This window comes from Pseudarthrobacter sp. J1763 (genome assembly GCF_050490295.1).
Classification (GTDB): Bacteria; Actinomycetota; Actinomycetes; order Actinomycetales; family Micrococcaceae; genus JBNPEO01.
The window spans coordinates 39,571-60,962 of sequence record NZ_JBNPEN010000006.1 but is presented as its reverse complement, the minus strand read 5'-3'; the positions used below and the strand labels follow the sequence as shown (position 1 = coordinate 60,962).

Sequence of the window (21,392 nt, the reverse complement as noted above, 5' to 3'; positions counted from 1 at the left end):
ATGACCGCAAGCGATGAACTACTCGCCGCCTACGACGCACAACTGCGCACTGACGCCGAAACACCGAGCGCGCTGACGGTCAAGCACCTGGGCGCGCTGCGCTTGGTGACCTTCAGCGGCGGGCGAGGATTCATCACCTACCAAGACTTGGCGGGTGCCGATCGCGCACAGATTGAGCGATGGGTCCCCGAAGCTCTGGACTACTACAGCCAGAATCCGGCCATCGCCAAGGTCGAATGGAAAACCCGCGGCCACGATCACGCGCCCGGGCTCCACGAGGCACTCCTTGCCAATGGCTTCATCGAGGAAGAGCCGGAGTCCATCATGATCGGTGCAGCCTCCGCGCTCGCCGTCGAGGTCCCCTTGCCGGAGGGCATCACCCTCCGCCGCGTGACTAAAGACGCCGACATCCGGGCCATGTGCGCCATGCAGGACTTAGTCTTCGGTGAGGAACCGTCTGCCGAGTACGCGGATGCGATTGTTGCCCGCGCACACCGTGACCCACTCTTCGAACTCTGGGTGGCCGATCACGCCGGCGAAATCGTCAGTGCGGGCCGCCTGGAACCCGTCCCCGGAACTGACTTCGCTGGGATCTGGGGTGGTTGCACTGTGGAATCTTGGCGCGGTCAGGGAATCTACCGGGCACTGACCGCAGCCCGGGCCAGCTCGGCGCTCGCACAGGGATACACCCTCATCCATAGTGACTCCACCGGATACTCTCGGCCCATTTTGGAGCGCTACGGATTCACTAAAGTATCCACCACCACGCCCTACGTCTGGAAGCGCTGACGTCCCTTCACGCTGAGATCTTCCGCTTTTTGGAGCACGACGCCGGTTCTCACCGGCGTTGCGCAACGACACGCCGTCGGGGGTTCTAAAAAGCGGGGAAACTCAGCGGGAAGTCCGGGTGTTACCCCTAAAGGTCGGAACAAAACGCTGCAGTAACAACCCGGCCACGGCGATCCCCAGAGCCAACAGCACTGTATAGATCGCGCCTCCGGCTGGTCCCAACGCGCCTTTGAGCACGGCGACTGCTATCTCGCCCATGGCTTCAAAATCTCCGAGCTGGTTACGCGTGCCAAGCGTTGATTGCGTTGCGGTCACCAGCGCCGGGATAGCCCATAAGAACGCCAAATTTGCCACCCATACGAGGGCCAGCGCTGCTGGTTTAAGCCCACACCAAGCCAGAGAAACGCCAACCAAAATTGCGGGCAACCAGCGGTACACCATGGATGTTGAAAAGGGTCCTTCAATCGTGCGGGGTGATAACTGAACCATCCATTCGACCACCCAAGAAGCCAAAGGCACGGCCGCTAAGGCGAAACCAACAGTGGGAAGCCAACGGTGTTTGCCAAGCAGCATCATAAAAATCAGCAGTCCTACGGCGGCCGAAATCACTGCGGCCGCTAGAAGACCAGTCAAGTACATTGTTGATGCCCTGCCCGGGGCCAGGCCCACACTCACCACTGAAAATGCCTGCACCACGGCCACTAACTGGACCAGCGCCAAACCGGCCACGGTAAACGCTGTTGCCGGGCGCCGTCGGGCCCCAAAAAAGTTCCGTACGCCCAAGGCGGCTATTACCGCGCCGGACACAAACATCGCCAGGATCAAGATGACCGAGTACTGGCTCACGGGTAGGAGCGCGATGGGCATGTCTTCGGGCATAGTCTCCGTGGCCCAGAGGTTCTGCAGCGGCAGGCGTGCCCCGGCCATCAGCCACGGCAGTAGTCCAACCCCTGCAGAAATGATCCCCCACAGGGCGCCGAGAATTGCGTCTACGCTCTTGGGCCAGCTTCGGGCAGTTCGGCTCATCATTCTCCTGAGTAGGGGTAGGCGGGATATGCCTCGGCCCCCAACATCCTGCCCTAATTCTTCGCCGAGTGGGTAGATAACGTCGCTTTCAGCAAGGTCTAAGCGACGTTATCTACCCACTCGGCGAATTGTAGAGGGGTGACCCTCCGGGGCGCGGACTTAAAGAAAAGGGTTGACCCGTCGTCACTGAAACTCTAAAATACAACCAAATGGTTGTAGATCAGGTATCAGAAGCGGAATTGGATCGACTGTTCCAGGCGCTCGCCGACTCCACACGCCGCGACATCGTGGCAAGGGTGTCCGCGGCGGAGTACTCGGTGTCCGGTCTGGCCGCGCTCTACACCATGAGTTTCGCCGCAGTCCAAAAGCACATTGCGGTGTTGGAACGCGCATCCTTAGTGACCAAGGAAAAGCGCGGGAGGGAGCAGATTGTGCAAGCCAATCACGAAGGCCTTGGGCAGGCTAGGCAATTGCTCGATCAGCTCGAGGCAATCTGGCTCCAACGAGTAGACCGGATCGCGCAAGTACTGAACGAATCATAGGAAAGGTTCCATCATGACCGTCATTAGTTCCACAAAAGACGCCGAGGCGCTGTCCCTCGTGATCGTTGCCGAGTTTGATGCCACCACGGACCGCGTTTGGCAGATTTGGGAAAACCCTCGCCAGTTAGAGCAGTGGTGGGGTCCGCCCACGTGGCCTGCCAGCTTCCCGGAATACAACTTCACCGAAGGCGGCGACGTTGCCTATTACATGACCGGACCGGACGGATCTAAGGCACACGGCTGGTGGAAATTCACCCAGATTACTCCAGAAACTGGCCTAGAACTCGACGACGGATTCGCCAATGAGGACGGATCACACGTCACCGAAATGGGCACCTCACACATGGTGGTCTCCATCAAATCCATCGAGGATCAGCTCGCGCGGAGCCGGATGAGCATCCGCTCTCAATTTGAGAGTGCGGAGCAGCTGGAAAAAATGATTGAGATGGGAATGCAAGAAGGCATGGGCGAGGCTATGGGCCAGATCGATGCCATCCTAGCCGCAGATTCCTAGCACTCGCCTTCATGGCATTCACCGCCGAGTGGGTAGATAACGTCGCTGAGAGCAAGGTCTAAGGGATGTTATCTACCCACTCGGCGAGACGGGAAAAAGAACCTAGACGGTTCGCGGTGCCTTGGTCAGGTTGGCTTCCAGCTCGGCGGCGTTCTGCCGGACCCCGTATGCAGGGCGGTCACGCTCAACACGCCAGCTCTCGGACAGTTCGCCGATGTTGACGGTGTCGAATCCGAACTCGTTATAGAAGCCGGTGATCAGCTCCACGGCCTCCGGGAATTTGCTAGCAGTGGCCAGTGCGCGGCGGTTCTCGGTACCAGCAGGGGTGCCATTAGTGGTGATGTCCGCGGCAGCGATGTGATTGAAACCCTTGACTACCTTGGACTCCGGCAGGTGTTCCTGAAGCATCTGCGCAGTGGTGGTTTCGCCGTTATCCAGCGCGGCAATGTGGCCGTCGCGCTCCCAGTAATAGTTGTTCGTGTCGATCACGATCTTGCCCAACAACGGCTCCACAGGAACCTCCGCAATAGCCTTCAGTGGAACGGTCACGACGGCGAAATCACCCGCCGCTGCAGCCCCAGCCGGAGTGGCTGCACTTGCGTTGGGGCCGAGCTCGGTCACCAAGTCCTGGAGGGTTTCAGGCCCACGAGAGTTGCTGATCACCACCGTGTAACCAAGCCCAACCGCCTTGCGAGCAATCTGGCTTCCAATGTGTCCTGCACCGATAATTCCGATTGTTGTCATGCTGGCCACAACCCTGGGGACACTGTAGATATTTCCTTCGGCCGTTAGGATCGAATGATGTTCGGCACAGCTCAACTTTCAAACGGTGTCTACCTGCGGATGCTCAAGCACAGTGATTCGGAATTGCTCGCAGCTGCATACTCCGCCAACCAGCAACATCTGGCGCCATGGGACCCGCTGCGGACCCCGGAATTTTTCACTCCCCGCGGTCAGTCACGTGAGATTGTGTCCAAGCTTTCCCAGTACGACGCCGGTACCGCCCTACCGCTGATCCTCGCCACAGATGATGAAATCGTCGGGTCCCTCAACTTGAGCGGAATCGTCCGTGGGCCCTTTCAGAGCGCCAATCTTGGCTACTGGATTGATGCCGGACTCACCGGTCAAGGGGTGATGGGCCAGGCGGTAAAAACCGTTGCAGAATACGCAAAAGAGACCATGGGCTTGCACCGGATTCAAGCCGGGACACTTGTGCACAATGAGGCCTCACAACGGGTCCTCGCCAAGAACGGATTTGAGTATTTTGGGACGGCTCCGAAGTATCTAAAAATCGCGGACCAGTGGCAGGATCACAAATTGTTCCAGCTCATTTTGGAGTGAAAAATGAGCTGGCGTGCACGTTTTATGCCTGCACGTGGAATTCGGTCCAGCCGTGCCGAACCCCATTGACCTGTAGCTCCAGTGCATGGGTTCCGGAGTAGTGAACCCGGGTGGTCATTTGCCGGAAGCCATGCTTTTTGGAGAAAGTCCGGCTCTCTCCGGGTGCCAGTGTGGCGGCAGTGAGCTTAAAGACCTTGGCCGCTTGACTGCCGTTGGCTTTGGCATAGTGCACCACATAGTCCACCGCCAAGCGAGACTCTGCATCGCCGTCGTTAACGATTTCAAATTCGAAACTCAACTCGCCGGGCAACTGAACATTTTGGGAGTCCAAGCGAGGACCAGTCACCTGCACGTTCACCGGGGCAAAACCTTGCAGCGTCAATGCTCCGGGGTGAGCTTTTTTGATGAGCGTCCGCAAACCGTGCCGGATTACCCAAGCTGTGGCCAGGCTGGTTCCATCAGCTGCACGCCAGCTGGTGGCCGTGGAGACCACCAGTTCGGGCGCGTGCCGGGCAAGATCGTTGAGGTGATTGGCCACTGAGCGCCGCACATACTCGGAAGGATCCTGGTGCAAGGCGGTGAGTAGCGGAATGGTGGCTTCGGGGCGCTGGGTGATTTCCGGAACCCGGACAGCCCACGGAAGGTACGGCCGGGTTCCTTCGCTGGCCAAGCGGCGGACATGCTCGTCCGGATGACTGGTCCACGTTTGAATGACACCCAAAGCCCGGTCCAGATCCGCGGAAAGCAGGCGGCGAATTGCAAACTCCGCCGTCAACCGGCCAGTCAGTTCGGCCAGCAGTTCCAAGCAATCATCAAAGAATTCAGTGTCCCGCAGAGCCAGGGTCACAGCTGTCTCAGTCACCGGCCAGATCATCCAAGCAGTGAAATCCGGCTGAGCGAGCGCCCGCCTGAACAACGCGGCAACGTGAGGGTAAGCGGAGGGTCCGTATGCAGCCTCGAGATCGCGGACCATGGCGGCGCTGGTGAGGTCGGTGCGTTGCCGCAGGCTCAGCGGGTCCAAGCCCGCCGTGGTTGCCAGCAGTTGGGGGAAATCGGGACCGTCGGAAGTCCTAAGAATCCGTGCGAGCGAATCGACGGTTGTGGCATTAATCAGCTCGTTCATGGCGCCCATCCACTTAGGGTACCGTTCCAGCGAAAGCCGTCAGACCGCCGTCGGGCGTCACCCTCAATGGGAAACGCAAATCACCAGACGAAAAACCGTTAGACGATGTCTAAACCGTCCAACTGCTTCACCATTCCAGCGCCGTCCGGGGAGTAAACCCACGGCACGCTGGAGCCACTGTGATCGCCGTCTTCACTGTGACCGCCCGCCAGCACTGATTCACTGACCGAGAGCTGCCGGATGGCAATGGCGGCCACATTTCCGGGGTGGGCTTGGGAGAACGTGGAGTAAATTTCTTCATCGTGCTGGCCGTTGTCGCCAATCAGGAGCCACTTAACGTCGGGAAATTCCTGGGCCAAGCGCTGGAGGTTCATCATTTTGTGCTCGCGGCCGCTGCGGAACCACCGGTGCTGTGTGAGGCCCCAATCGGTGAGCAGCAGCGGGCCGGCGGGGTACAGGTTACGGCTCAAGAAGCGTGCCAAGGTGGGGGCTGCGTTCCACGGACCGGTGGAGAGGTAAATGATCGGTGCTTGGGGGTGGCCGGCGCGTAGCCGGTCCATCAGGACTGACATCCCGGGAGTGGCCATACGTGCCCGCTCGCTCAGCACAAAAGTGTTCCACAAAGCCAAAAAGGGGCGGGGAAGGGCTGTAATCATCACTGTGTCATCAATGTCAGAGACGATCCCAAACTCTGTTTCGGCCCCAATCACAAATACGAGGGAGTGCGCGGTGTCAGTGCCGGATGCGCGGATGCTGACTTTGTGCCAGCCGGGCTCAAGTTGCACCGGGACAACCGTGTCCACCATGCCGCCGCGATCCGATTTCACCCGAACCGTGGTGCCGCCGATCTCAATATCAACATCGCGGTTGGGGATGGGGACACTCGTGAACGCACGCCAGCCGCGCAGGTTCTGTTCGCCTGCCTTCGCTTCGCGGTCCGCCCGCGTTCCAGGGAGTGGCCTGCTGCTCAGCAGCACGCGGGCCATAACGCGGACCCATGTTGTTGAACCGTATCCGGTGTAGGCGATGGTGGCCGGAACAAAGTGGCTTTTACGCGCCATCCGTAGCCTAAGGGAGTTGATGGTGTCCGAGATCCTGTGGGCGAGTTGGAAGAGGGGGTTGTGTGCCCACGAGTTTTCTTCGGCTGTCGCCTGCGGCAAGCTGTCCATGCTCTAACTGTGTCATAGCTTGCGCCTACTGGCGTGCGGTCACGCGCCGTGTGAAGGATGCGTCTAGTTTGGGCGCCACTCGCCCGATTCCAGGTGAGCCCCGGCCACCGGACCCATCAGCAGCATCCCACCGTCTACCGGCCATGAAGCGCCGGTGACGTAACTTGCGCCCGGGGAGGCAAGGAAACTTACGACGGCGGCAATTTCGCGTGCGCGCCCGGACCGTCCCAGCGGGATTCCGGGAGCAGTGGGCGGCTCGGGGTCATCGCCCGGGTAACCGGACATGGGTGTTGCGATGGCGCCAGGCGCCACCGCATTGACTGTGATGTTGTGCCCGGAAAGTTCGAGAGCCATGGCTTTGAGTAGACCGTCCAAGCCGTGTTTTGCGGCGACGTAAGCGGCTCCGTTGACCTTGGGCTGAGTGGAATGGACGCTGGTGATTGCGATGATTCTGCCGCCGTTTCCGGCTTCGACCATCAGACGGGCCGCTGCCTGTAGGGAAGCGAACGCCCCTGTGAGGTTGAGGTCCATGGTGTGCCGCCACGTTTGCAGATCGAGCTCGAAGAATGGCTTGCCGTCCCCAGCCCCGGCGTTGTTCACAAAAATGTCCACGCCGCCTAGCTTTGAGGCTATTTCCTCGACCATTGCAGCGCAGTTTTCCGGCTCAGCTGTGTCTAGTTTCCGGAGTACTGCTGAGCGGCCCATGGCTTCGATGTCCCGGACCGTGCGCTCGCCGCCTGCCTGGTCTAAAAACCACGTCAGACCGATGTTGTGTCCGGCCTCAGCCAGAGCGAGTGCAATGGCCCTGCCAATTCCTCGATCTGCACCAACAACGATCGCTACACCCACAGCTCGCTCCCTTTCATCGCACCCTAACGCGCACTCCCACGCGCAAGCCCTCTTGACCCGCCTCATCCGCCTCATCCCGCCGAATGGGTAGATAAAGGCCTTTAGAACGCACCCTAAGGGACATTATCTACCCACTCGGCTAATGGGAACGGGGGAGGAGGGACTTTAGAGCGGGAGGAGCTCGGAGAGGTCGGCCCGCAATCCGGACGCGGCAACCCGTCCGGCCGCAACGGCGTCGGCCCAGCTCAAGGTGCCGGTGACCATACCAAGCCAAGTGGCGGCGTCGCACTCAATAACGTTGGGCGGGGTTCCTCGCGTGTGCCGCGGCCCCTCCACGCACTGCGTCACACCAAAGGGCGGGACGCGGACTTCCACGGAATTTCCCGGCGCTCGGGCCGTCACTTCTTCGAGCGTGTACCGGACAGCCGTGGCAGTCACTGAACGTCCGACGTCGGCACTCGCCTCAGCGGCGGTCCGCCACTCGCCCAGGGCTGCTTTTCCTTGTTCTTGGTCTACTCTGCGACGTGCAACAGCCATAACTCGTCTAGTCCAAGAGTGCTGCGACGGCGGAGCCGAGGCGCATCCGGCCCACGGGGACGCCACCGCCGAGGATGGGATCAACTACTTTTTCGAGCACACGTGCAACGGCCGGGACCTCAATTGCTTCAGCAGCGGCGAGGAGAGTCAGCCCCACGAGAGAGGTGGCCCGGATGTTGCCGTCGAGCACCTTGACCGCCACGGAGACGCCTTGGTCGGTGGCCATCACCAGGACACCTTCGGCACCAATTTTGGCAATTACACCGAGTTCGTCCATCACAATCGTGTTTGGTTGGCCGGTGCCCTGAATGGCCCAAGGGTAATCCAGCATGGAGGTGGCAATGGTGGCAGCGCGGGCGTTGGAGTTTTTGTTGCCCGGGGCTTTTGCCAAAGTGGAGTACGCACGGGCTAGGCCGGTGAGAGAGACAGCGGCAACCGGCGCACCACAGCCATCAATGCCCATGTGGGCGATTTCTTCTTCGGTGTATTCCTCAATTACTGCGCGGATTTGCTCTTGCAGGGGGTGGGTGGGGTCCAGGTACGTGGATTTATCCCAACCGTTTTCGGTGCAAGCCCACAGGAATGCCGCATGCTTGCCGGAGCAGTTGAAGGCCAAGCGGGACTTACCTTTTTCGCTGCGCAGGAGCCAGTTCCGGGCGGCTTCATCATACGGCCAGTCGGCAGGGCACCGCAGATCATCTTCCGTGACACCGGCCGCTTTGAGCATGGTTTCTACAATGTCCATGTGCTCAAGCGAACCAACGTGACTCGCGCAGGCGAGCGCTACCTGGGCGCCGCGCAACGGTACGCCTGCCTGCATGGAGGCCATCGCTTGGAAGGGCTTGAGCGTGGACCGAGCGTAAATGGGTGTGCGGATATCGCCCAGCTCGGTGACCACTTGGCCGTCGGCGGAAAGGACCACTGCGGAGCCAATGTGGCGGGACTCGATAAAGCCGCTGCGCTCAATAACGGCAAGTTCAACAGCGGAGTCCACGGTGAAGGTGGCGTGCGAGTTTCGAGGCATAGGCCAATTCTAGGGTCACAGCTTCGGGGATGGCTCAATTCCGTCACCACTTAGGACGCGCCCGGGGGCACAAAGTACCCTTGGAAATTGTGAAGGTTCTTGTGATTGGCCCAGGCGGCCGCGAACACGCCATTGTCCGTTCCCTCCTTGCTGACCCCAATGTTTCTGAGGTCCATTCGGCCCCGGGTAATGCTGGCATTGCAACGCTTGTGCCAACGCACGCGATTGATGCCAACAATCCGGAGGCCGTAGCCAACCTCGCGTTGAAGCTGGGCGCAGATTTGGTGGTGGTGGGTCCTGAGGCTCCGCTGGCCGCCGGAGTCTCCGACGCTGTGCGTGAGGCGGGCATCCCGGTGTTCGGTCCCAGCCGTGAGGCAGCCCAGTTGGAGGCCTCTAAGGCTTTCGCTAAGCAGGTGATGGCTGAGGCTAACGTCCCCACTGCCATGGCCAAGGTTGCCGTGAATGCTGAAGAAGCTGCGGACGCTTTGGACACTTTTGGCGCCCCCTATGTGGTGAAGGACGACGGTCTGGCAGCTGGCAAGGGCGTGGTGGTCACCAAGGACCGCGACGAGGCTCTAGCTCACGCGCAGACCTGCTTTGACGCTGGTGGATCCGTGGTGATTGAGGAATTCCTTGACGGGCCAGAGGTTTCACTCTTTGTTCTGTGCGATGGCCGCACCACGGTGCCGCTGGTTCCGGCGCAGGATTTCAAACGCATTTTCGACGGCGACGAAGGCCCCAATACGGGTGGTATGGGTGCTTACACGCCGCTCAACTGGGCGCCCGAGGGGTTGGTCCAGGAAGTTATTGACCGGGTTGCTCAGCCCACCGTGGATGAAATGGCCCGCCGCGGCACGCCGTTTATTGGTGTGCTGTTCTGTGGTTTGGCTCTGACCTCACGTGGAACCCGGGTGATTGAATTCAATGCCCGTTTTGGTGACCCGGAAACCCAAGCTGTTCTGGCCCGGCTCAAAACTCCACTGGGTGGTGTCTTGATGGCTGCGGCTAAGGGGGAATTGGATAAGGCGGAGGAACTGCGCTGGTCTAAGGAATCCGCCGTCGCAGTGGTGGTTGCCGCGAATAATTACCCAGGCACGCCACGCACGGGAGACCGCATCCGTGGCCTCAAAAAGGTTGAAGCCATTGATGGTGTGCACGTGATTCACGCCGGTACGGCGCTGAATGAGGACGGCAAAGTGGTTTCGGCTGGTGGCCGAGTTTTGGCTGTAGTCGCTTTGGGCGCGGATCTTGTAAAGGCGCGGGAAAAAGCGTACGACGGCGTTGAGCTGGTTCAGCTGGAAGGTTCCGTCTTCCGCACAGATATTGCAGCCAAAGCTGCCCGTGGTGAGATCAAGGTCAGCGGGCCGCGCACCGGCGCCTTGCCGGTGACCAAGCTGTCATCGGCAGCATCACCGACCTCAACGAAAGAGGATTCGTAGCATGGCTGGGTTAAACACCACAACATTGGAACTTGCTGGTTGGCAGCATGTCTATTCCGGCAAAGTCCGGGACTTGTACGTGCCCGTTGGTGAGGACGAAGACCAAGACCGGGTGCTGGTGGTTGCCAGTGACCGTATCAGCGCCTTTGACCACGTGTTGGAGAGCGAGATCCCGGACAAGGGACGTATCCTCACGCAGCTGAGCCTGTGGTGGTTTGACCAGCTGGGTGTGGAGCACCACGTGCTTGGTTCCACTGTGGAGGATGGTGTACCGGCGGAAGTGGCTGGCCGGGCCATGATTTGCAAACGCTTGGACATGTTCCCGGTGGAGTGCATTGCTCGTGGTTACCTCACCGGCTCAGGATTGTCTGAGTACAAGGTTTCACAGACGGTATGCAGCCTGCCGTTGCCGGAAGGACTGGTGGACGGATCCAAACTTGAGCCCGCTATTTTCACCCCCTCAGCGAAGGCTGAGGTGGGTGAGCATGACGAGAACATCACTTTTGATGCGGTGGTGGACGCGGTTGGGCCTGACGTTGCCGAGCGCTTGCGTGAGCTCACTCTGAAGATTTACACCACGGCTGAGGAGATTGCCCGCACTCGTGGCATCATCCTGGCTGACACAAAGGTGGAGTTCGGTATGGACCGTGGCACAGGTGTGATCACGCTGGGCGATGAGGTCCTGACCCCGGACTCTTCACGGTTCTGGGATGTTAATGATTACGAGCCCGGACGAGCGCAGCCGTCATTCGACAAGCAATACGTCCGTGACTGGCTGACCTCAGCCGAATCCGGATGGGACCGCGCCTCAGACGTGGCCCCACCCGCATTGCCGGCTGACGTGATTGAGCGAACCCGCGCCCGCTATGTTGAAGCGTTTGAGAAGTTGACCGGTCAGCAGTTCGTTTAGGCGGACTTGCTGGCCTCGGCCCGGCGTTCAGCGAGACGGATTTCCAAAATGGCATCCAAAGCTTGCTGAACCCGGTCTGAGGCTCCGGCTGCTGTGAACTCGGATTGAGCCTCTTGCAAGAATTCAAGCGCTGCAGTGGATTCGCCGGAGGCCTTGAGTGACTTGCCTAGGAGTAGCGATACTTCCCCTGCAGTGTGCCGTCCCAGTGAATCGCGGTCAGCGTGGATTGCTCGTAGTTTGTCCAGAGCGCCGGGGACGTCTCCGGTGAGGTAGAGCCAACGTGCCCGGATGAAGTCCACTTCCAGCTGGTCTGACTTGTTGCCGCCGACGATGGACAAGGCCAGCTCGGCGCGTTCAATCGCGGAGAGTGTTTCCGGCTCAACAATGCCCGAGGACAAGCGGACTGCCGCAGAAGCCTTGTTGAAACGAGCCCAAAGCTCAATGTCGTTGGCGGGCGAGAGCAGTTTGGCGGCTTTTTCATGGTGCATCACACCGGCAATGTAGTCGTGCCGCATAAAGGCAACGTTCCCAATGACCCAAGCAACTTCGCCAGCCAGTTGAGTCATGGCGTGGTCATCAACCTGTTCGTCCAGGACTTTGCAATACTTCCACGCTTCCTCAAGCTTGCCGCTCTCGGCGAGGGCGCCGATGAGGATCCTCAAAGAGCCGATATAGACGGTGGAACCTTGCGGAAGGCTCACACCTAAGTTGACTGCAATGGTTGCATGTTCGACGGCGGTAGCTAGGTGACCTTGTCCGTGGCACACTGCGGCAAGCATCTGCCGGGCACGGACCCCAAGCCCGATTGATTCGGTGGCCATGGGGTGTTCGAGGAGGTTTTCAATAATCTCTTGGCACTCGGCGAGTTTGCCGTCCTTCATCAGGCATTCCGCCTGCATGTAGCTCATGTTCCACCAGGCGCTGGTGTTCTTGGCTTCAAGTGCAATGAGAGCGGCGCTGGCGGCATGGGTGGCGGCCAAAGCGTAGTCGCGGAGGTCCCAGGCTTGACGGGCGTAGAGGCCGGCCAGAACGTACTCGGCATCGCTGAGGGATACGGGCTGGCTCCATGCTTCAAGTTGCTTGGGTGCCAGTTCGAGTCGGCGGGCTAGTTCCTGGATGACTTCCACAGTGGGCTCACGCCGACCGGTTTCTAGGAGCGAGATGTAGCTTGGTGAGTAGAGATCCTTACCAAGTTCAGCCTGCGTTAATCCGCGTTCGAGCCGCTCTGCTCGGAGCTTCTCGCCGAATCCATTCCCCACGGGACCTCCTGTAACCGGAACATTTCCACCACAAGAGCCTTGACAGCTCATGTAGTAAATATTTTACAATGTATGTCAACAAGGTTTGTGCCGAACTTGTAACAAATCCGACACGTGTTTAGAGGAAAAAATGATCAAGAAGATTGCAGCTTCTGTCGTCCTCGCTGGAGCTCTGGCTTTTTCAGCGGCCGCTCCCGCGTCCGCAATTGGCAACTGGCCGGACCCCGCACGGTCCTCCGTCTCAGTGACCTCAATTGGTAACTGGCCGGATCCCGCTCGGGCTTCCATTTCAGCCATTGGCAACTGGCCGGACCCCGCACGGTCATCGGTAACTTCGATCGGTAACTGGCCAGATCCCGCTTAAACAAACTCCTGAAAAAATACTTGTGGCCCCTCGCAATGCGGAGGGGCCACACGTATTTAACAAGCTAAAAGGGTTTGGCGAGTTGCTAGAGAACTTTTTTGACCACGCTGGATTTCAGTTGCATAGGTCCAAAGCCGTCCACTTTGCAGTCGATGTCGTGGTCGCCCACACCGTCCACCAGACGGATGTTGCGAACCTTGGTGCCCACCTTGATGGAAGTGGGGAAGCCCTTAACTTTCAGGTCCTTGGCAATGGTGACGGTATCGCCGTCGTGCAGTTCATTGCCTACGGAATCTTTGATCACGCGGGGGCCGTCAACTTCTTCAGCTGCGTCCTCGGCTGGTGACCACTCGTGGGCGCACTCGGGGCAGACCAGCAGGGCACCCATCTCGTAGGTGTAGGCGCTGCCGCATTCTGGGCAGGAGGGAAGTGAATCGCTCATGATCCGATTCTAGAGGGTGCCTCTTCGCTGGCATAAGAAGTGCAGGCATAAGAAAAGCCCGCCAGTTCTTGGATTCCAAGTGCTGACGGGCTTTCTGTGTGGTCGGGATGACAGGATTTGAACCTGCGACCTCTTCGTCCCGAACGAAGCGCGCTACCAAGCTGCGCTACATCCCGATCCATTGATTTACCACGCCAATGCGCGGCAAAAGCAACTTTACAAGGATAGCCGATGGGAGGCCGTGCTGGGAAATCGGCTGAGCCTTTCCAAGCGCCCGGTCCTAGGGGCTAAACCAGCGAGTCTTTCCACGCACCATGCAAAGCTGCGAACCTGCCGCCGCCGCTGATCAGCTCTGCTGGTGTGCCGTCCTCAACCACTGTGCCATCGTGAACCACCAGCACTCGGTCCGCGATCTCTACAGTGGACAAACGGTGAGCGATGATCAAGGCTGTCCGGCCTTTGCCGTTGACGCCATCCAGAAGTCGGGCCAAGCCGTTTTGAACCATCCGCTCCGAGGGGATGTCCAGCGAAGACGTTGCCTCATCCAAAATCAGCACGGCCGGGCTGGCTAGGAACGCTCTGGCGAAGCTGATCAACTGACGCTGACCAGCCGAGACACGTCCACCACGCTTGTTGACGTCAGTGTCGTAGCCCTCCGGCAATGCCGTGATGAACTCGTGTGCGCCCACAATGGTGGCTGCCTCCACAATCTCCTCACGAGTAGCCTCAGGACGGCCCAACGCGATGTTGTCAGCCACGGAACCGCTAAAGAGAAAAGCCTCCTGCGTGACCATCACTACTGCCTTGCGTAAGTCCTCTCCGGACAGATCACGCAGCTCAACGCCGTCTAGCGTTAATGACCCCGAGGTGACGTCATAGAAACGCGCAATCAATTTAGCCAGAGTGGACTTCCCGGCGCCCGTCTGACCTACCAAAGCAACAGTCTGTCCAGCCGGGATATGCAAGTCCATGGTGGGGATGATGACAGGACCATTGCCGTAACCGAACTCCACTTGGCGGAAGTCGATAGCACCCCGAGCGTTCTTCAATGCCACCGGATTTTTAGGCGGACGTACCGTAGGAACTTCCTCCAATAAACCGGAGACCTTCTCCAAAGCAGCCTGCGCACTCTGGAAGGAGTTGTAGAACATGGTCATCTGATCCACCGGCTGGAAGAAGCGCTTAGTGGACAGGATTAGCGCGAGCAACACACCAACGCTCATTCCACCCTCCAGCACCCGGAAACCGCCAGCGAGCAAAACCACGGCAACTGTGACATTGCCAATCAACACCAAACCAGGCTGCAGAACACCGTTGAGATTGATCGAGCGAACAGTAACCTTCCGGTATTCCTCAGCAACCTCGGTGTATTTCTGTGCGTTCTCAGCTTCCTTACGGAACGCCTTCACAGCCCGGATTCCGGTCATGGTTTCCACGAACTGAACAATCAACCGTGCGGACACCACTCGGGACTCGCGGTAGGCAATCTGAGACCATTTCTGATACCAGCGAGCCAAGAAGAACATGGGCACACCGGCGGCCAACATAATCAGTCCGCTGGGCCAGTCCAAAGCGAAAACCGTGATGGCCGTGAAGAGCATAAACAACACACCGGAGGCCAGCGAGCTGACGCCCGAGTCCAACAATTCGCGCAGCGCTTCAAGGTCTGAAGTCTGGCGGGAAATAATCCGGCCCGAGGTGTATTTTTCATGGAACTCAAGGCTCAAACGTTGAGTGTGCCGGAAAACGCGCACCCGCAAATCCAAGAGCATGGCCTGGCTGAGTTTGGCCGTGGATGTGACGTACAAAGCCGTCAGCCATGCGGTTGCGATTGCGGCCAAGACGTAGCCAATGCCCGCCAAAAACAACGGCCAACTATCGCCCTGCACCAAGGCGGGCAAAGCGCGGTCAATCCCAAAGGCAATCAGCGCGGGGCCTGCAACGCGAGTGGCCTGTGAAACCACCACCATTAACAGCGTCAGCCAAAAACGTAAGCGCACTGGACGGATCAACGAGCCCAATAAGGCGAGCGACCGTCGTCGTACTGCTTTGCTGTCCTCGCGGCTCAGATCTGAATTGTCCTCATTGGCTGTTCCAAACGTTGCGGCGCTCATCGCACGGCCTCCCCGGCCTCTTCAAGTTCCGTTTCCAGTTCAGAGTCCAAATCCTTGGGTTCCTCGTCCAAACTGGCAATGACATAGCGGTAGTGCGCATTCCGGCCCAATAGCTCGCTGTGCGTACCCACATCCGTAATCCGCCCGTCCTGGAGCAGCGCTACCCGGTCCGCGAGGGCCACGGTGGAGGGGCGGTGCGCCACAATCAGTGTGGTGGTCTCCGCGAGAACTTCACGCAAACGTGCCTCTACTTTGGCCTCGGTGTTGACGTCCAAAGCCGAGAGGGGGTCATCCAGCACCAAAACCTTGGGTTGAGCGGCGATGGCCCGGGCCAAGGCAACACGCTGGCGTTGACCACCGGAGAGGCTCAAGCCCTCCTCGCCAATGAGGGTATCAACCCCCTCTGGCAGTGTGTGGGTGAACTGGGCCTGGGCAACATCCAGCGCCTCGTTAAGGATGGCGTCAGTGCGTTCAGGGGCGCCCAGCAGAACGTTGTCCCGCACTGAATTGGAGAACAAAGTGGTGTCCTCAAAAGCCACGGCAACCACGGTTCGCAATTGCTCCACGGAGAAGTCGCGAAGGTCCACGCCGTCAATGCTGATGGACCCTTCTGTCACGTCATAAAGGCGCGGAATGAGCTGCAGCAGGGTCGACTTACCAGACCCCGTTACACCCACTAGAGCCATGGTCTCGCCGGGGCGGATCTCAAGGTCAATCTCATCCAAAATGAACTTGGTGTCCGCTGGATCCGGAGCAACGGCATCCTCAAAAGCGAAGCGCACCTTGGAAAAGGTCAATGCGTCCTTGGACTCGCTAGGCGTTTGAGGTTCTGTTGGATCAGTAATGGTGTTTACCGAATCCATCACTTCATAGTGGCGGTCAACTGCGCTCTTGGCAGCCAGAGTCATGGCCAGCAGCATGCCGCAAGCTTCCACAGGCGAGGCCACCACTGCTGCTGTGGCAAAGAAGGCCACCAGCGAACCGATGCTCAACTGCCCCGTGGTGCTGAGCCAAATTCCCACCATCAAGCCCAGACCCAAAGCGAGCTCGGGTAGTAGTGTGACCACCAGCGAGAACGTGGCAAGGTACTTGGCCTTGGCAATCTCAGTTTGGCGTAAACCTTCGGCTTGTTCGTTGAAGTTCTCGAGCGCTTCGCGGCTGCGGCCAAAGGCTTTGAGCACACGAATACCGTGAACAGATTCTTCAACCGTGGTGGCGAGATCGCCGGCCTGGTCTTGGCTCAGGCGGGCAACGCGGCCAAAATTCTTGCGGAAGCGGAAACCAAAAATCATAATCGGGACGGCAGCGGCCAAAAAGATCAGTGCAAGCTGCCAGCTCATGGAAAACATCAGGATGACGCCGATAATCACTGTCAGTGACGTCACCACCAACATAATCGCGCCAAACGCCATCCAGCGGCGCAAAAAGTTCAGATCACTCATAGCTCGCGAGAGCAACTGGCCTGAGCCCCAGCGATCGTGGAAGGAAACGGTCAAGTCCTGCAAGTGCTTGTAGAGCGAGATGCGCATCCGCGTTTCCACCGTGGTGGCCGGATTAATCACAAACTGGCGCCGCAAAGCAACCAGCACGGCTTCCAAAATACCCAGCCCAAGAATGACCCACACAGCAACCCACACGCCCGACGACGAACCGCCTGGGTGCAAGGAATCGTTGATCAACACACGCAACACTTGTGGGATGGCCAGGGCAACAATGCTGGCTAGGAGTGCGGAAATTAGACCCATCAAGAGCCGGGGAATGATCGGCTTCATGTGTGGGTAGAGGCGGCCAATTGATTTAAAAAATGAACGTTGCTCTGGCATGCCTACTTCTTTTTTCTTCCGCCGGAAATCCGTAAATACCAAGGAAGAGCCCCGATAGTTACCTTTAGCAACTAGCCTATGCCATCGAGGTGACACGATTCACTAAATTCTGGAACCGTTGGCGGGATTGGTCAGTTATTGCCAAACGTAATTACTTCGCTGGCCCCTCGGTCAGCGTGAGCAATACGGCCTCGGGACGGCACGCGATTCTCACCGGTGCGTAGCGTGAGGTGCCGATGCCGCCGGAGACGTTGACCGGCGTCGTACTGTTTTCAACGTTCCAATCGTGGAGGCCGCTGGCCCGCCACGTAGGCAGATCGCAATTGCTGATCAACGCCCCATAGCCCGGCACACAAATCTGGCCGCCGTGCGTGTGGCCGGCCAAAATGACGTCTGCGCCTTCGGCAGTAAACCGGTCCAAGACTCGCTGATACGGAGCATGAACGACGGCGACGCGAAGGTGCGGATTCTTGTCCTGACCAGCGGTGCCACGCGGCCAGCCAGCAAAGCGCTCACGGTTCAGGTGAGGGTCATCCATACCGGAGAAATCAAAACGCAGACCGTTCAGCACCACGGACTGAGCACGGTTGGTCAGCTCAATCCAACCTGCCATCCCAAATTCGGTGCGCAACTTATCCCAGTCCAGTTTCTGCGGATCCTTGCGAATTTTGGAGGGGCCCAAGAAGTATGTGGCTGGGTTCTTGAAGACTGGGGCGTAGTAGTCGTTTGACCCAGGAACAAATACTCCGGGGAACTTCATCAGAGGCCGCAGTGCATCGAGGAGCGGGTCAATCGCTTGTACGTGACTTAAGTTGTCTCCGGTATTCACCACAAGATCCGGGGAGAGCTGTGCGAGCTCCTTGAGCCACCGGGTCTTTTTGTCTTGCCCGGGCACAAAGTGAATGTCGCTCAAATGCAGAACCCGCAACGGGCCAAAACCTGCCGGCAAAATGGGCAGCGTTTCTTCCCGCAGCCCAAATTGGTTCTTTTCCCACACGCCGTAAGCAGTGGTAGCAGCCCCAGCTACGGCTAGAGTTCCGGCGGCAACGGCAAAGCCGCGCCCGATATCCCGAGCGCGGCTTACCGCAGAGTTATCCAGAGCCATTGCTAGCCGTTCTTTTTCTTGCCGTTGTTGTTAGCAGTGGTCGAAGTTGTGGGCTGCGAGCTCGGAGCAGTGGTCTCCGGCGTAGTCGAGTTGCTGCCCCCAGTGGACGACTGCGTCGGCTGCGGAACCGGGTCCCGCTGGACTGGTTGCGGAGCGGAGAGTAGGTTGGCCGGCGGCTCAGCAAACTCGCTGGTGTTGTACAGCCCAGCCACTTGTTGCATGTACTGACCCCACATCACACCGGCGATCTGAGAACCATCCACCACTGGGTAGAACTTACCGTTGATGGTGACGTCACGGCCCAATCGCTGGGACGGATCTTCAAGGGCTTCACCGAAGTAGGCGGCAGTTGCAAGCCCCTTGGTGTAACCGACAACCCAGGTCTGTGAGTTGTAGTTGTTAGTACCAGTCTTGGCTGCAGCCGGAGCACCAACCTTGGGCATCTGCCAACCCGAACCCTGCTTGAGAACGTCCTGAAGAACATAGTTCACGCCCTTGGCCACATCAGGAGAAATGGCATCCTTCTGGCAGTTCTGAGTCTGGGCTGGGAGCGCCTTACCTTGTGCGTCAGTCACAGAGGTGACTGCCATCGGCTCACAATAGGTACCCTCGGCTGAGAACGTTGCAAACGCTGAAGCCATGGTCAGCGGGGACACGTTGTACGGGCCCAAAAGGCTGGACAAGGTGGACATATCCAGCTTGTCCTTGCCCTCACCATTGTGCATCTTCAAAGCGTCTGCCATGCGTTGGATATCGCAGAAATCGTCCAACATTGCCGCCGAAGCGTACGTGGCAGTGTTGATGGAGTTGTAGAGGCCATAGTTCACCGGCATGTTGCGGTAATAGCCTTCATCGTTGTTCTGCAGAGTAGGTGCCGCACCAAGGTACTCTTCAGCGTCATTAAACGCTCCGGTGACCGCCTGGCAGGTGGTCTTCCATGGGTAATCCAACGGGTAGACCCTGTTGTAGGCGGGCACCACGGTGTTGAGCGCCTTGCCTTCCTTCAGCCACGCCGAGAACGTCACGGGCTTCATGGTTGAACCGGGTTGGAAACCACCCGCGCCACCCAAGTCATTGCCATTGGCGTCCTTGCGGTCCACATTGAAGTTGTAGGTGGTGGCAAAGGAGCTCTGGCCAGCGAGCATTCGGGTGTTCTGAGCCATCGAAAGGATTTTGCCGGTACCCGGTTGAACGGTGATCAGCGAAGCGCCCCACTTGTCCGGGTTGCTACCGGCAATGGCGTCTGCCTGTGCTTGGGCCGGTGACTGCAAACGTGGGTCCAGGGTGGTCTTGATGGTCAAACCGCCGCTGTAAACCTTCTTGACGCGATCCTCTTGGGTCGCGCCATAAGCGGGGTTGTTGAGGATGGTGTGCAGGACATAGGCACAGAAGTACTGTGCCTGGGAAGCATAGGCGCAGCCCTGGCGAGGCTGCGTCACCTTGGTGGTAACGGGAGTCTTCACAGCTGCGTCGTAGGCAGCTTTATCGATCTTGCCGTACCGCAACATTGCGGCGAGTACCAAGTCGCGGCGGACTTTGGCGCTTTTCGGGTTGCTGATTGGGTCATAGCCAGAAGGGTTGTTCACCAGACCAGCCAGCAGGGCGGCCTGAGGAAGAGTGAGGTCCTTGGCGGTGGTGCTGAAGAAGTACTTCGAAGCGGCTTCAATGCCGTAAGCGTTGCTGTTAAAGAACACAATGTTCAAATAACCCTCAAGGATCTGGTCCTTGGTCATTTTCTTCTCAAGCGCAATGGCCAGCTTCATCTCGCGAAGCTTGTCACCAACACCCTTATTCACACCGTTGAGTAGAACTTGATCGGTCTTACCTTCAGCTACCAGGGACTCATTGATCACGTTGTTCACGTACTGCTGAGTGATAGTGGAAGCACCCTGCTTCTTACCTTGCGCGGTGCTGACCAACGCACGCAAAATACCAGTGGTATCCACACCGCCGTGCTCGTAGAAGCGGTTGTCCTCGATAGCGATGACCGCGTTCTTAACGAACGGAGACATGTTCTTCAGATCTACCTTGGTCCGGTTCTCCGAATACAAGGAGGCAATCTGCGAGTTGTCAGCTGCCAGGATCTTAGTCACCTGGCCAGGCGGATCAACCGTCAACTCACTGGGCAGAGTGTCAAAGAACTGTATGGAACCGCTCGCCGAACTACCGGTCACCGCAGCGGCAGGGACCAGTAGACCAGCCACCAAGACACCGCAAACAGCACTCACTCCAAGAAAAGCAATAATCTTTCCAAGGACGGTGGCCGTGTCGAATAGTGGGTTCTTACGTTGAGCCATGTTTTAGAGTTTACCGGCAAGGACTACTCTGGTGCTCATGAGCAAATGGGAGTACGCCACTTTTCCGCTAATTACGCACGCCACCAAGCAGATCCTGGATCAATGGGGAGACGATGGTTGGGAACTGGTTCAAGTAGTAACTGGACCCGACGGCAATGGCCTGGTGGCCTACATGAAGCGGGAGAAAGCCTGATGACCGCTGAGGCACAGAACACTGAAACAACAGAGTCAGCAAGCGCTGTGGAGGCCCGCCTTGCCGAGCTGGGAATCACTCTCCCGGGCGTGGCGGCGCCAGTAGCTGCGTACGTGCCGGCAGTTGTGTCCGGCAATTACGTCTACACCTCAGGCCAATTGCCTTTTGTTGACGGCAAGCTGGTAGCCACGGGCAAGGTGTCCTCCGGCACGGAGAGCACCTCCGTCGAAGTGACCGTGTCCCCAGAAGACGCTAAAAACTACGCGGCGATTGCCGCTGTTAACGCCTTGGCAGCTGTTAAGAGTGTCATCGGTGACTTGGACCGGATTACCCGGATTGTTAAGGTGGTTGGCTTTGTTGCCTCCGATCCTTCATTTACCGGGCAGCCCGGTGTGATTAACGGTGCCTCCGAACTCCTTGGTAAAGTCCTCGGCGACGCAGGGCAACATGCTCGCTCCGCCGTCGGCGTTGCCGTTCTTCCCCTCGACGCACCCGTCGAAGTGGAAATCATCGCTGAATTCAGCTGACTCAC

General features: G+C 58.5%; 22 protein-coding genes and 1 tRNA gene. 9 read left to right on the top strand and 14 right to left on the bottom strand.

Translation table 11 applies throughout. The features are described 5' to 3' along the window. Nucleotides 1-789, top strand: a complete 789-nt coding sequence (locus ACQQCD_RS07750; RefSeq protein ID WP_430267823.1) for a GNAT family N-acetyltransferase — start codon at nucleotides 1-3, stop codon at nucleotides 787-789. A 102-nt stretch (nucleotides 790-891) separates the two neighbouring features. Here the strand turns inward: ACQQCD_RS07750 and ACQQCD_RS07745 are convergent, their stop codons facing one another. Next, on the bottom strand, nucleotides 892-1,815 hold the full coding sequence (locus ACQQCD_RS07745; RefSeq protein WP_430267822.1) for a hypothetical protein: 924 nt from the start codon (nucleotides 1,813-1,815) through the stop codon (nucleotides 892-894). 209 nt (nucleotides 1,816-2,024) lie between these two features. On the opposite strand from ACQQCD_RS07745, the gene ACQQCD_RS07740 reads away from it, so the two are divergent. Continuing rightward, a complete protein-coding gene (locus tag ACQQCD_RS07740) occupies nucleotides 2,025-2,357 on the top strand; it encodes an ArsR/SmtB family transcription factor (RefSeq protein ID WP_430267821.1) in 333 nt (110 codons plus the stop codon). 13 nt (nucleotides 2,358-2,370) lie between these two features. Next, nucleotides 2,371-2,871 (top strand): SRPBCC family protein, encoded by a 501-nt coding sequence (locus tag ACQQCD_RS07735; protein ID WP_430267820.1) that lies wholly within the window; start codon nucleotides 2,371-2,373, stop codon nucleotides 2,869-2,871. Nucleotides 2,872-2,973: 102 nt separating this feature from the next. Here the strand turns inward: ACQQCD_RS07735 and ACQQCD_RS07730 are convergent, their stop codons facing one another. Then, complete coding sequence (locus ACQQCD_RS07730; RefSeq protein WP_430267819.1) at nucleotides 2,974-3,615, bottom strand: NADPH-dependent F420 reductase; 642 nt, start codon at nucleotides 3,613-3,615, stop codon at nucleotides 2,974-2,976. 57 nt (nucleotides 3,616-3,672) lie between these two features. Here ACQQCD_RS07730 and ACQQCD_RS07725 point away from each other — a divergent pair, with 57 nt between their 5' ends. Continuing rightward, complete coding sequence (locus ACQQCD_RS07725; RefSeq protein WP_430267818.1) at nucleotides 3,673-4,212, top strand: GNAT family N-acetyltransferase; 540 nt, start codon at nucleotides 3,673-3,675, stop codon at nucleotides 4,210-4,212. A gap of 22 nt (nucleotides 4,213-4,234) precedes the next feature. Here ACQQCD_RS07725 and ACQQCD_RS07720 read toward each other — a convergent pair whose 3' ends face one another. The 5 genes from ACQQCD_RS07720 to ACQQCD_RS07700 all read right to left on the bottom strand — a co-directional run bounded on the left by ACQQCD_RS07720 (nucleotide 4,235) and on the right by ACQQCD_RS07700 (nucleotide 8,914). Then, complete coding sequence (locus ACQQCD_RS07720) at nucleotides 4,235-5,344, bottom strand: DNA alkylation repair protein (protein ID WP_430267817.1); 1,110 nt, start codon at nucleotides 5,342-5,344, stop codon at nucleotides 4,235-4,237. An 89-nt stretch (nucleotides 5,345-5,433) separates the two neighbouring features. Then, nucleotides 5,434-6,504 carry an App1 family protein gene (locus ACQQCD_RS07715; RefSeq protein ID WP_430267816.1) on the bottom strand — a complete coding sequence of 357 codons (1,071 nt, stop codon included), beginning with the start codon at nucleotides 6,502-6,504 and terminating at the stop codon, nucleotides 5,434-5,436. Between the two features lie 63 nt (nucleotides 6,505-6,567). Beyond that, nucleotides 6,568-7,353 carry an SDR family oxidoreductase gene (locus ACQQCD_RS07710; RefSeq protein ID WP_430267815.1) on the bottom strand — a complete coding sequence of 262 codons (786 nt, stop codon included), beginning with the start codon at nucleotides 7,351-7,353 and terminating at the stop codon, nucleotides 6,568-6,570. Between the two features lie 165 nt (nucleotides 7,354-7,518). Next, complete coding sequence (locus tag ACQQCD_RS07705) at nucleotides 7,519-7,890, bottom strand: sterol carrier family protein (RefSeq protein WP_430267814.1); 372 nt, start codon at nucleotides 7,888-7,890, stop codon at nucleotides 7,519-7,521. A gap of 7 nt (nucleotides 7,891-7,897) precedes the next feature. Further along, nucleotides 7,898-8,914 (bottom strand): asparaginase, encoded by a 1,017-nt coding sequence (locus tag ACQQCD_RS07700; RefSeq protein WP_430267813.1) that lies wholly within the window; start codon nucleotides 8,912-8,914, stop codon nucleotides 7,898-7,900. Between the two features lie 89 nt (nucleotides 8,915-9,003). Here ACQQCD_RS07700 and purD point away from each other — a divergent pair, with 89 nt between their 5' ends. Both purD and ACQQCD_RS07690 read left to right on the top strand, forming a co-directional pair. Further along, on the top strand, nucleotides 9,004-10,353 hold the full coding sequence (purD, locus tag ACQQCD_RS07695; protein ID WP_430267958.1) for a phosphoribosylamine--glycine ligase: 1,350 nt from the start codon (nucleotides 9,004-9,006) through the stop codon (nucleotides 10,351-10,353). Between the two features lies 1 nt (nucleotide 10,354). After that, on the top strand, nucleotides 10,355-11,263 hold the full coding sequence (locus tag ACQQCD_RS07690) for a phosphoribosylaminoimidazolesuccinocarboxamide synthase (protein ID WP_430267812.1): 909 nt from the start codon (nucleotides 10,355-10,357) through the stop codon (nucleotides 11,261-11,263). On the opposite strand, the gene ACQQCD_RS07685 is transcribed toward ACQQCD_RS07690, so the two are convergent. Next, nucleotides 11,260-12,522, bottom strand: a complete 1,263-nt coding sequence (locus ACQQCD_RS07685) for a helix-turn-helix domain-containing protein (RefSeq protein WP_430267811.1) — start codon at nucleotides 12,520-12,522, stop codon at nucleotides 11,260-11,262. The genes ACQQCD_RS07690 and ACQQCD_RS07685 overlap by 4 nt on opposite strands. A gap of 130 nt (nucleotides 12,523-12,652) precedes the next feature. Between ACQQCD_RS07685 and ACQQCD_RS07680 the strand changes: the two genes are divergently transcribed. Beyond that, nucleotides 12,653-12,886 carry a hypothetical protein gene (locus ACQQCD_RS07680; protein WP_430267810.1) on the top strand — a complete coding sequence of 78 codons (234 nt, stop codon included), beginning with the start codon at nucleotides 12,653-12,655 and terminating at the stop codon, nucleotides 12,884-12,886. 85 nt (nucleotides 12,887-12,971) lie between these two features. Here ACQQCD_RS07680 and ACQQCD_RS07675 read toward each other — a convergent pair whose 3' ends face one another. The 6 genes from ACQQCD_RS07675 to ACQQCD_RS07650 all read right to left on the bottom strand — a co-directional run bounded on the left by ACQQCD_RS07675 (nucleotide 12,972) and on the right by ACQQCD_RS07650 (nucleotide 20,667). After that, nucleotides 12,972-13,328 carry a zinc ribbon domain-containing protein YjdM gene (locus tag ACQQCD_RS07675; RefSeq protein ID WP_430267809.1) on the bottom strand — a complete coding sequence of 119 codons (357 nt, stop codon included), beginning with the start codon at nucleotides 13,326-13,328 and terminating at the stop codon, nucleotides 12,972-12,974. A 99-nt stretch (nucleotides 13,329-13,427) separates the two neighbouring features. Then, nucleotides 13,428-13,504, bottom strand: a tRNA-Pro gene (locus tag ACQQCD_RS07670). A gap of 111 nt (nucleotides 13,505-13,615) precedes the next feature. Beyond that, on the bottom strand, nucleotides 13,616-15,442 hold the full coding sequence (locus ACQQCD_RS07665; RefSeq protein ID WP_430267808.1) for an ABC transporter ATP-binding protein: 1,827 nt from the start codon (nucleotides 15,440-15,442) through the stop codon (nucleotides 13,616-13,618). Next, on the bottom strand, nucleotides 15,439-17,265 hold the full coding sequence (locus ACQQCD_RS07660; protein WP_430267807.1) for an ABC transporter ATP-binding protein: 1,827 nt from the start codon (nucleotides 17,263-17,265) through the stop codon (nucleotides 15,439-15,441). Before ACQQCD_RS07660 ends, ACQQCD_RS07665 begins: the two co-directional genes overlap by 4 nt. 151 nt (nucleotides 17,266-17,416) lie before the next feature. Beyond that, complete coding sequence (locus ACQQCD_RS07655; protein ID WP_430267806.1) at nucleotides 17,417-18,370, bottom strand: metallophosphoesterase; 954 nt, start codon at nucleotides 18,368-18,370, stop codon at nucleotides 17,417-17,419. A 2-nt stretch (nucleotides 18,371-18,372) separates the two neighbouring features. Beyond that, complete coding sequence (locus tag ACQQCD_RS07650) at nucleotides 18,373-20,667, bottom strand: transglycosylase domain-containing protein (RefSeq protein ID WP_430267805.1); 2,295 nt, start codon at nucleotides 20,665-20,667, stop codon at nucleotides 18,373-18,375. A gap of 37 nt (nucleotides 20,668-20,704) precedes the next feature. Between ACQQCD_RS07650 and ACQQCD_RS07645 the strand changes: the two genes are divergently transcribed. Together ACQQCD_RS07645 and ACQQCD_RS07640 are read left to right on the top strand one after the other, a co-directional pair. Further along, on the top strand, nucleotides 20,705-20,860 hold the full coding sequence (locus ACQQCD_RS07645) for a hypothetical protein (RefSeq protein WP_430267804.1): 156 nt from the start codon (nucleotides 20,705-20,707) through the stop codon (nucleotides 20,858-20,860). Further along, entirely contained in the window at nucleotides 20,860-21,387 is a 528-nt protein-coding gene (locus tag ACQQCD_RS07640) for a RidA family protein (protein ID WP_430267803.1), read from the top strand. Before ACQQCD_RS07645 ends, ACQQCD_RS07640 begins: the two co-directional genes overlap by 1 nt. The last annotated feature ends 5 nt before the right edge of the window (nucleotides 21,388-21,392 follow it).

Bases quoted from the DNA above. Each gene is read 5' to 3' on its own strand.
- ACQQCD_RS07640 (WP_430267803.1), top strand. From the start codon at position 20,860: ATGACCGCTGAGGCACAGAACACTGAAACAACAGAGTCAGCAAGCGCT.
- ACQQCD_RS07675 (WP_430267809.1), bottom strand. From the start codon at position 13,328: ATGAGCGATTCACTTCCCTCCTGCCCAGAATGCGGCAGCGCCTACACC.
- ACQQCD_RS07650 (WP_430267805.1), bottom strand. From the start codon at position 20,667: ATGGCTCAACGTAAGAACCCACTATTCGACACGGCCACCGTCCTTGGA.
- ACQQCD_RS07700 (WP_430267813.1), bottom strand. From the start codon at position 8,914: ATGCCTCGAAACTCGCACGCCACCTTCACCGTGGACTCCGCTGTTGAA.
- ACQQCD_RS07720 (WP_430267817.1), bottom strand. From the start codon at position 5,344: ATGGGCGCCATGAACGAGCTGATTAATGCCACAACCGTCGATTCGCTC.
- ACQQCD_RS07735 (WP_430267820.1), top strand. From the start codon at position 2,371: ATGACCGTCATTAGTTCCACAAAAGACGCCGAGGCGCTGTCCCTCGTG.
- ACQQCD_RS07730 (WP_430267819.1), bottom strand. From the start codon at position 3,615: ATGACAACAATCGGAATTATCGGTGCAGGACACATTGGAAGCCAGATT.
- ACQQCD_RS07655 (WP_430267806.1), bottom strand. From the start codon at position 18,370: ATGGCTCTGGATAACTCTGCGGTAAGCCGCGCTCGGGATATCGGGCGC.
- ACQQCD_RS07660 (WP_430267807.1), bottom strand. From the start codon at position 17,265: ATGCCAGAGCAACGTTCATTTTTTAAATCAATTGGCCGCCTCTACCCA.
- ACQQCD_RS07745 (WP_430267822.1), bottom strand. From the start codon at position 1,815: ATGAGCCGAACTGCCCGAAGCTGGCCCAAGAGCGTAGACGCAATTCTC.
- ACQQCD_RS07715 (WP_430267816.1), bottom strand. From the start codon at position 6,504: ATGGACAGCTTGCCGCAGGCGACAGCCGAAGAAAACTCGTGGGCACAC.
- ACQQCD_RS07645 (WP_430267804.1), top strand. From the start codon at position 20,705: ATGAGCAAATGGGAGTACGCCACTTTTCCGCTAATTACGCACGCCACC.
- ACQQCD_RS07740 (WP_430267821.1), top strand. From the start codon at position 2,025: ATGGTTGTAGATCAGGTATCAGAAGCGGAATTGGATCGACTGTTCCAG.
- ACQQCD_RS07665 (WP_430267808.1), bottom strand. From the start codon at position 15,442: ATGAGCGCCGCAACGTTTGGAACAGCCAATGAGGACAATTCAGATCTG.
- ACQQCD_RS07680 (WP_430267810.1), top strand. From the start codon at position 12,653: ATGATCAAGAAGATTGCAGCTTCTGTCGTCCTCGCTGGAGCTCTGGCT.
- ACQQCD_RS07705 (WP_430267814.1), bottom strand. From the start codon at position 7,890: ATGGCTGTTGCACGTCGCAGAGTAGACCAAGAACAAGGAAAAGCAGCC.
- ACQQCD_RS07750 (WP_430267823.1), top strand. From the start codon at position 1: ATGACCGCAAGCGATGAACTACTCGCCGCCTACGACGCACAACTGCGC.
- ACQQCD_RS07725 (WP_430267818.1), top strand. From the start codon at position 3,673: ATGTTCGGCACAGCTCAACTTTCAAACGGTGTCTACCTGCGGATGCTC.
- ACQQCD_RS07690 (WP_430267812.1), top strand. From the start codon at position 10,355: ATGGCTGGGTTAAACACCACAACATTGGAACTTGCTGGTTGGCAGCAT.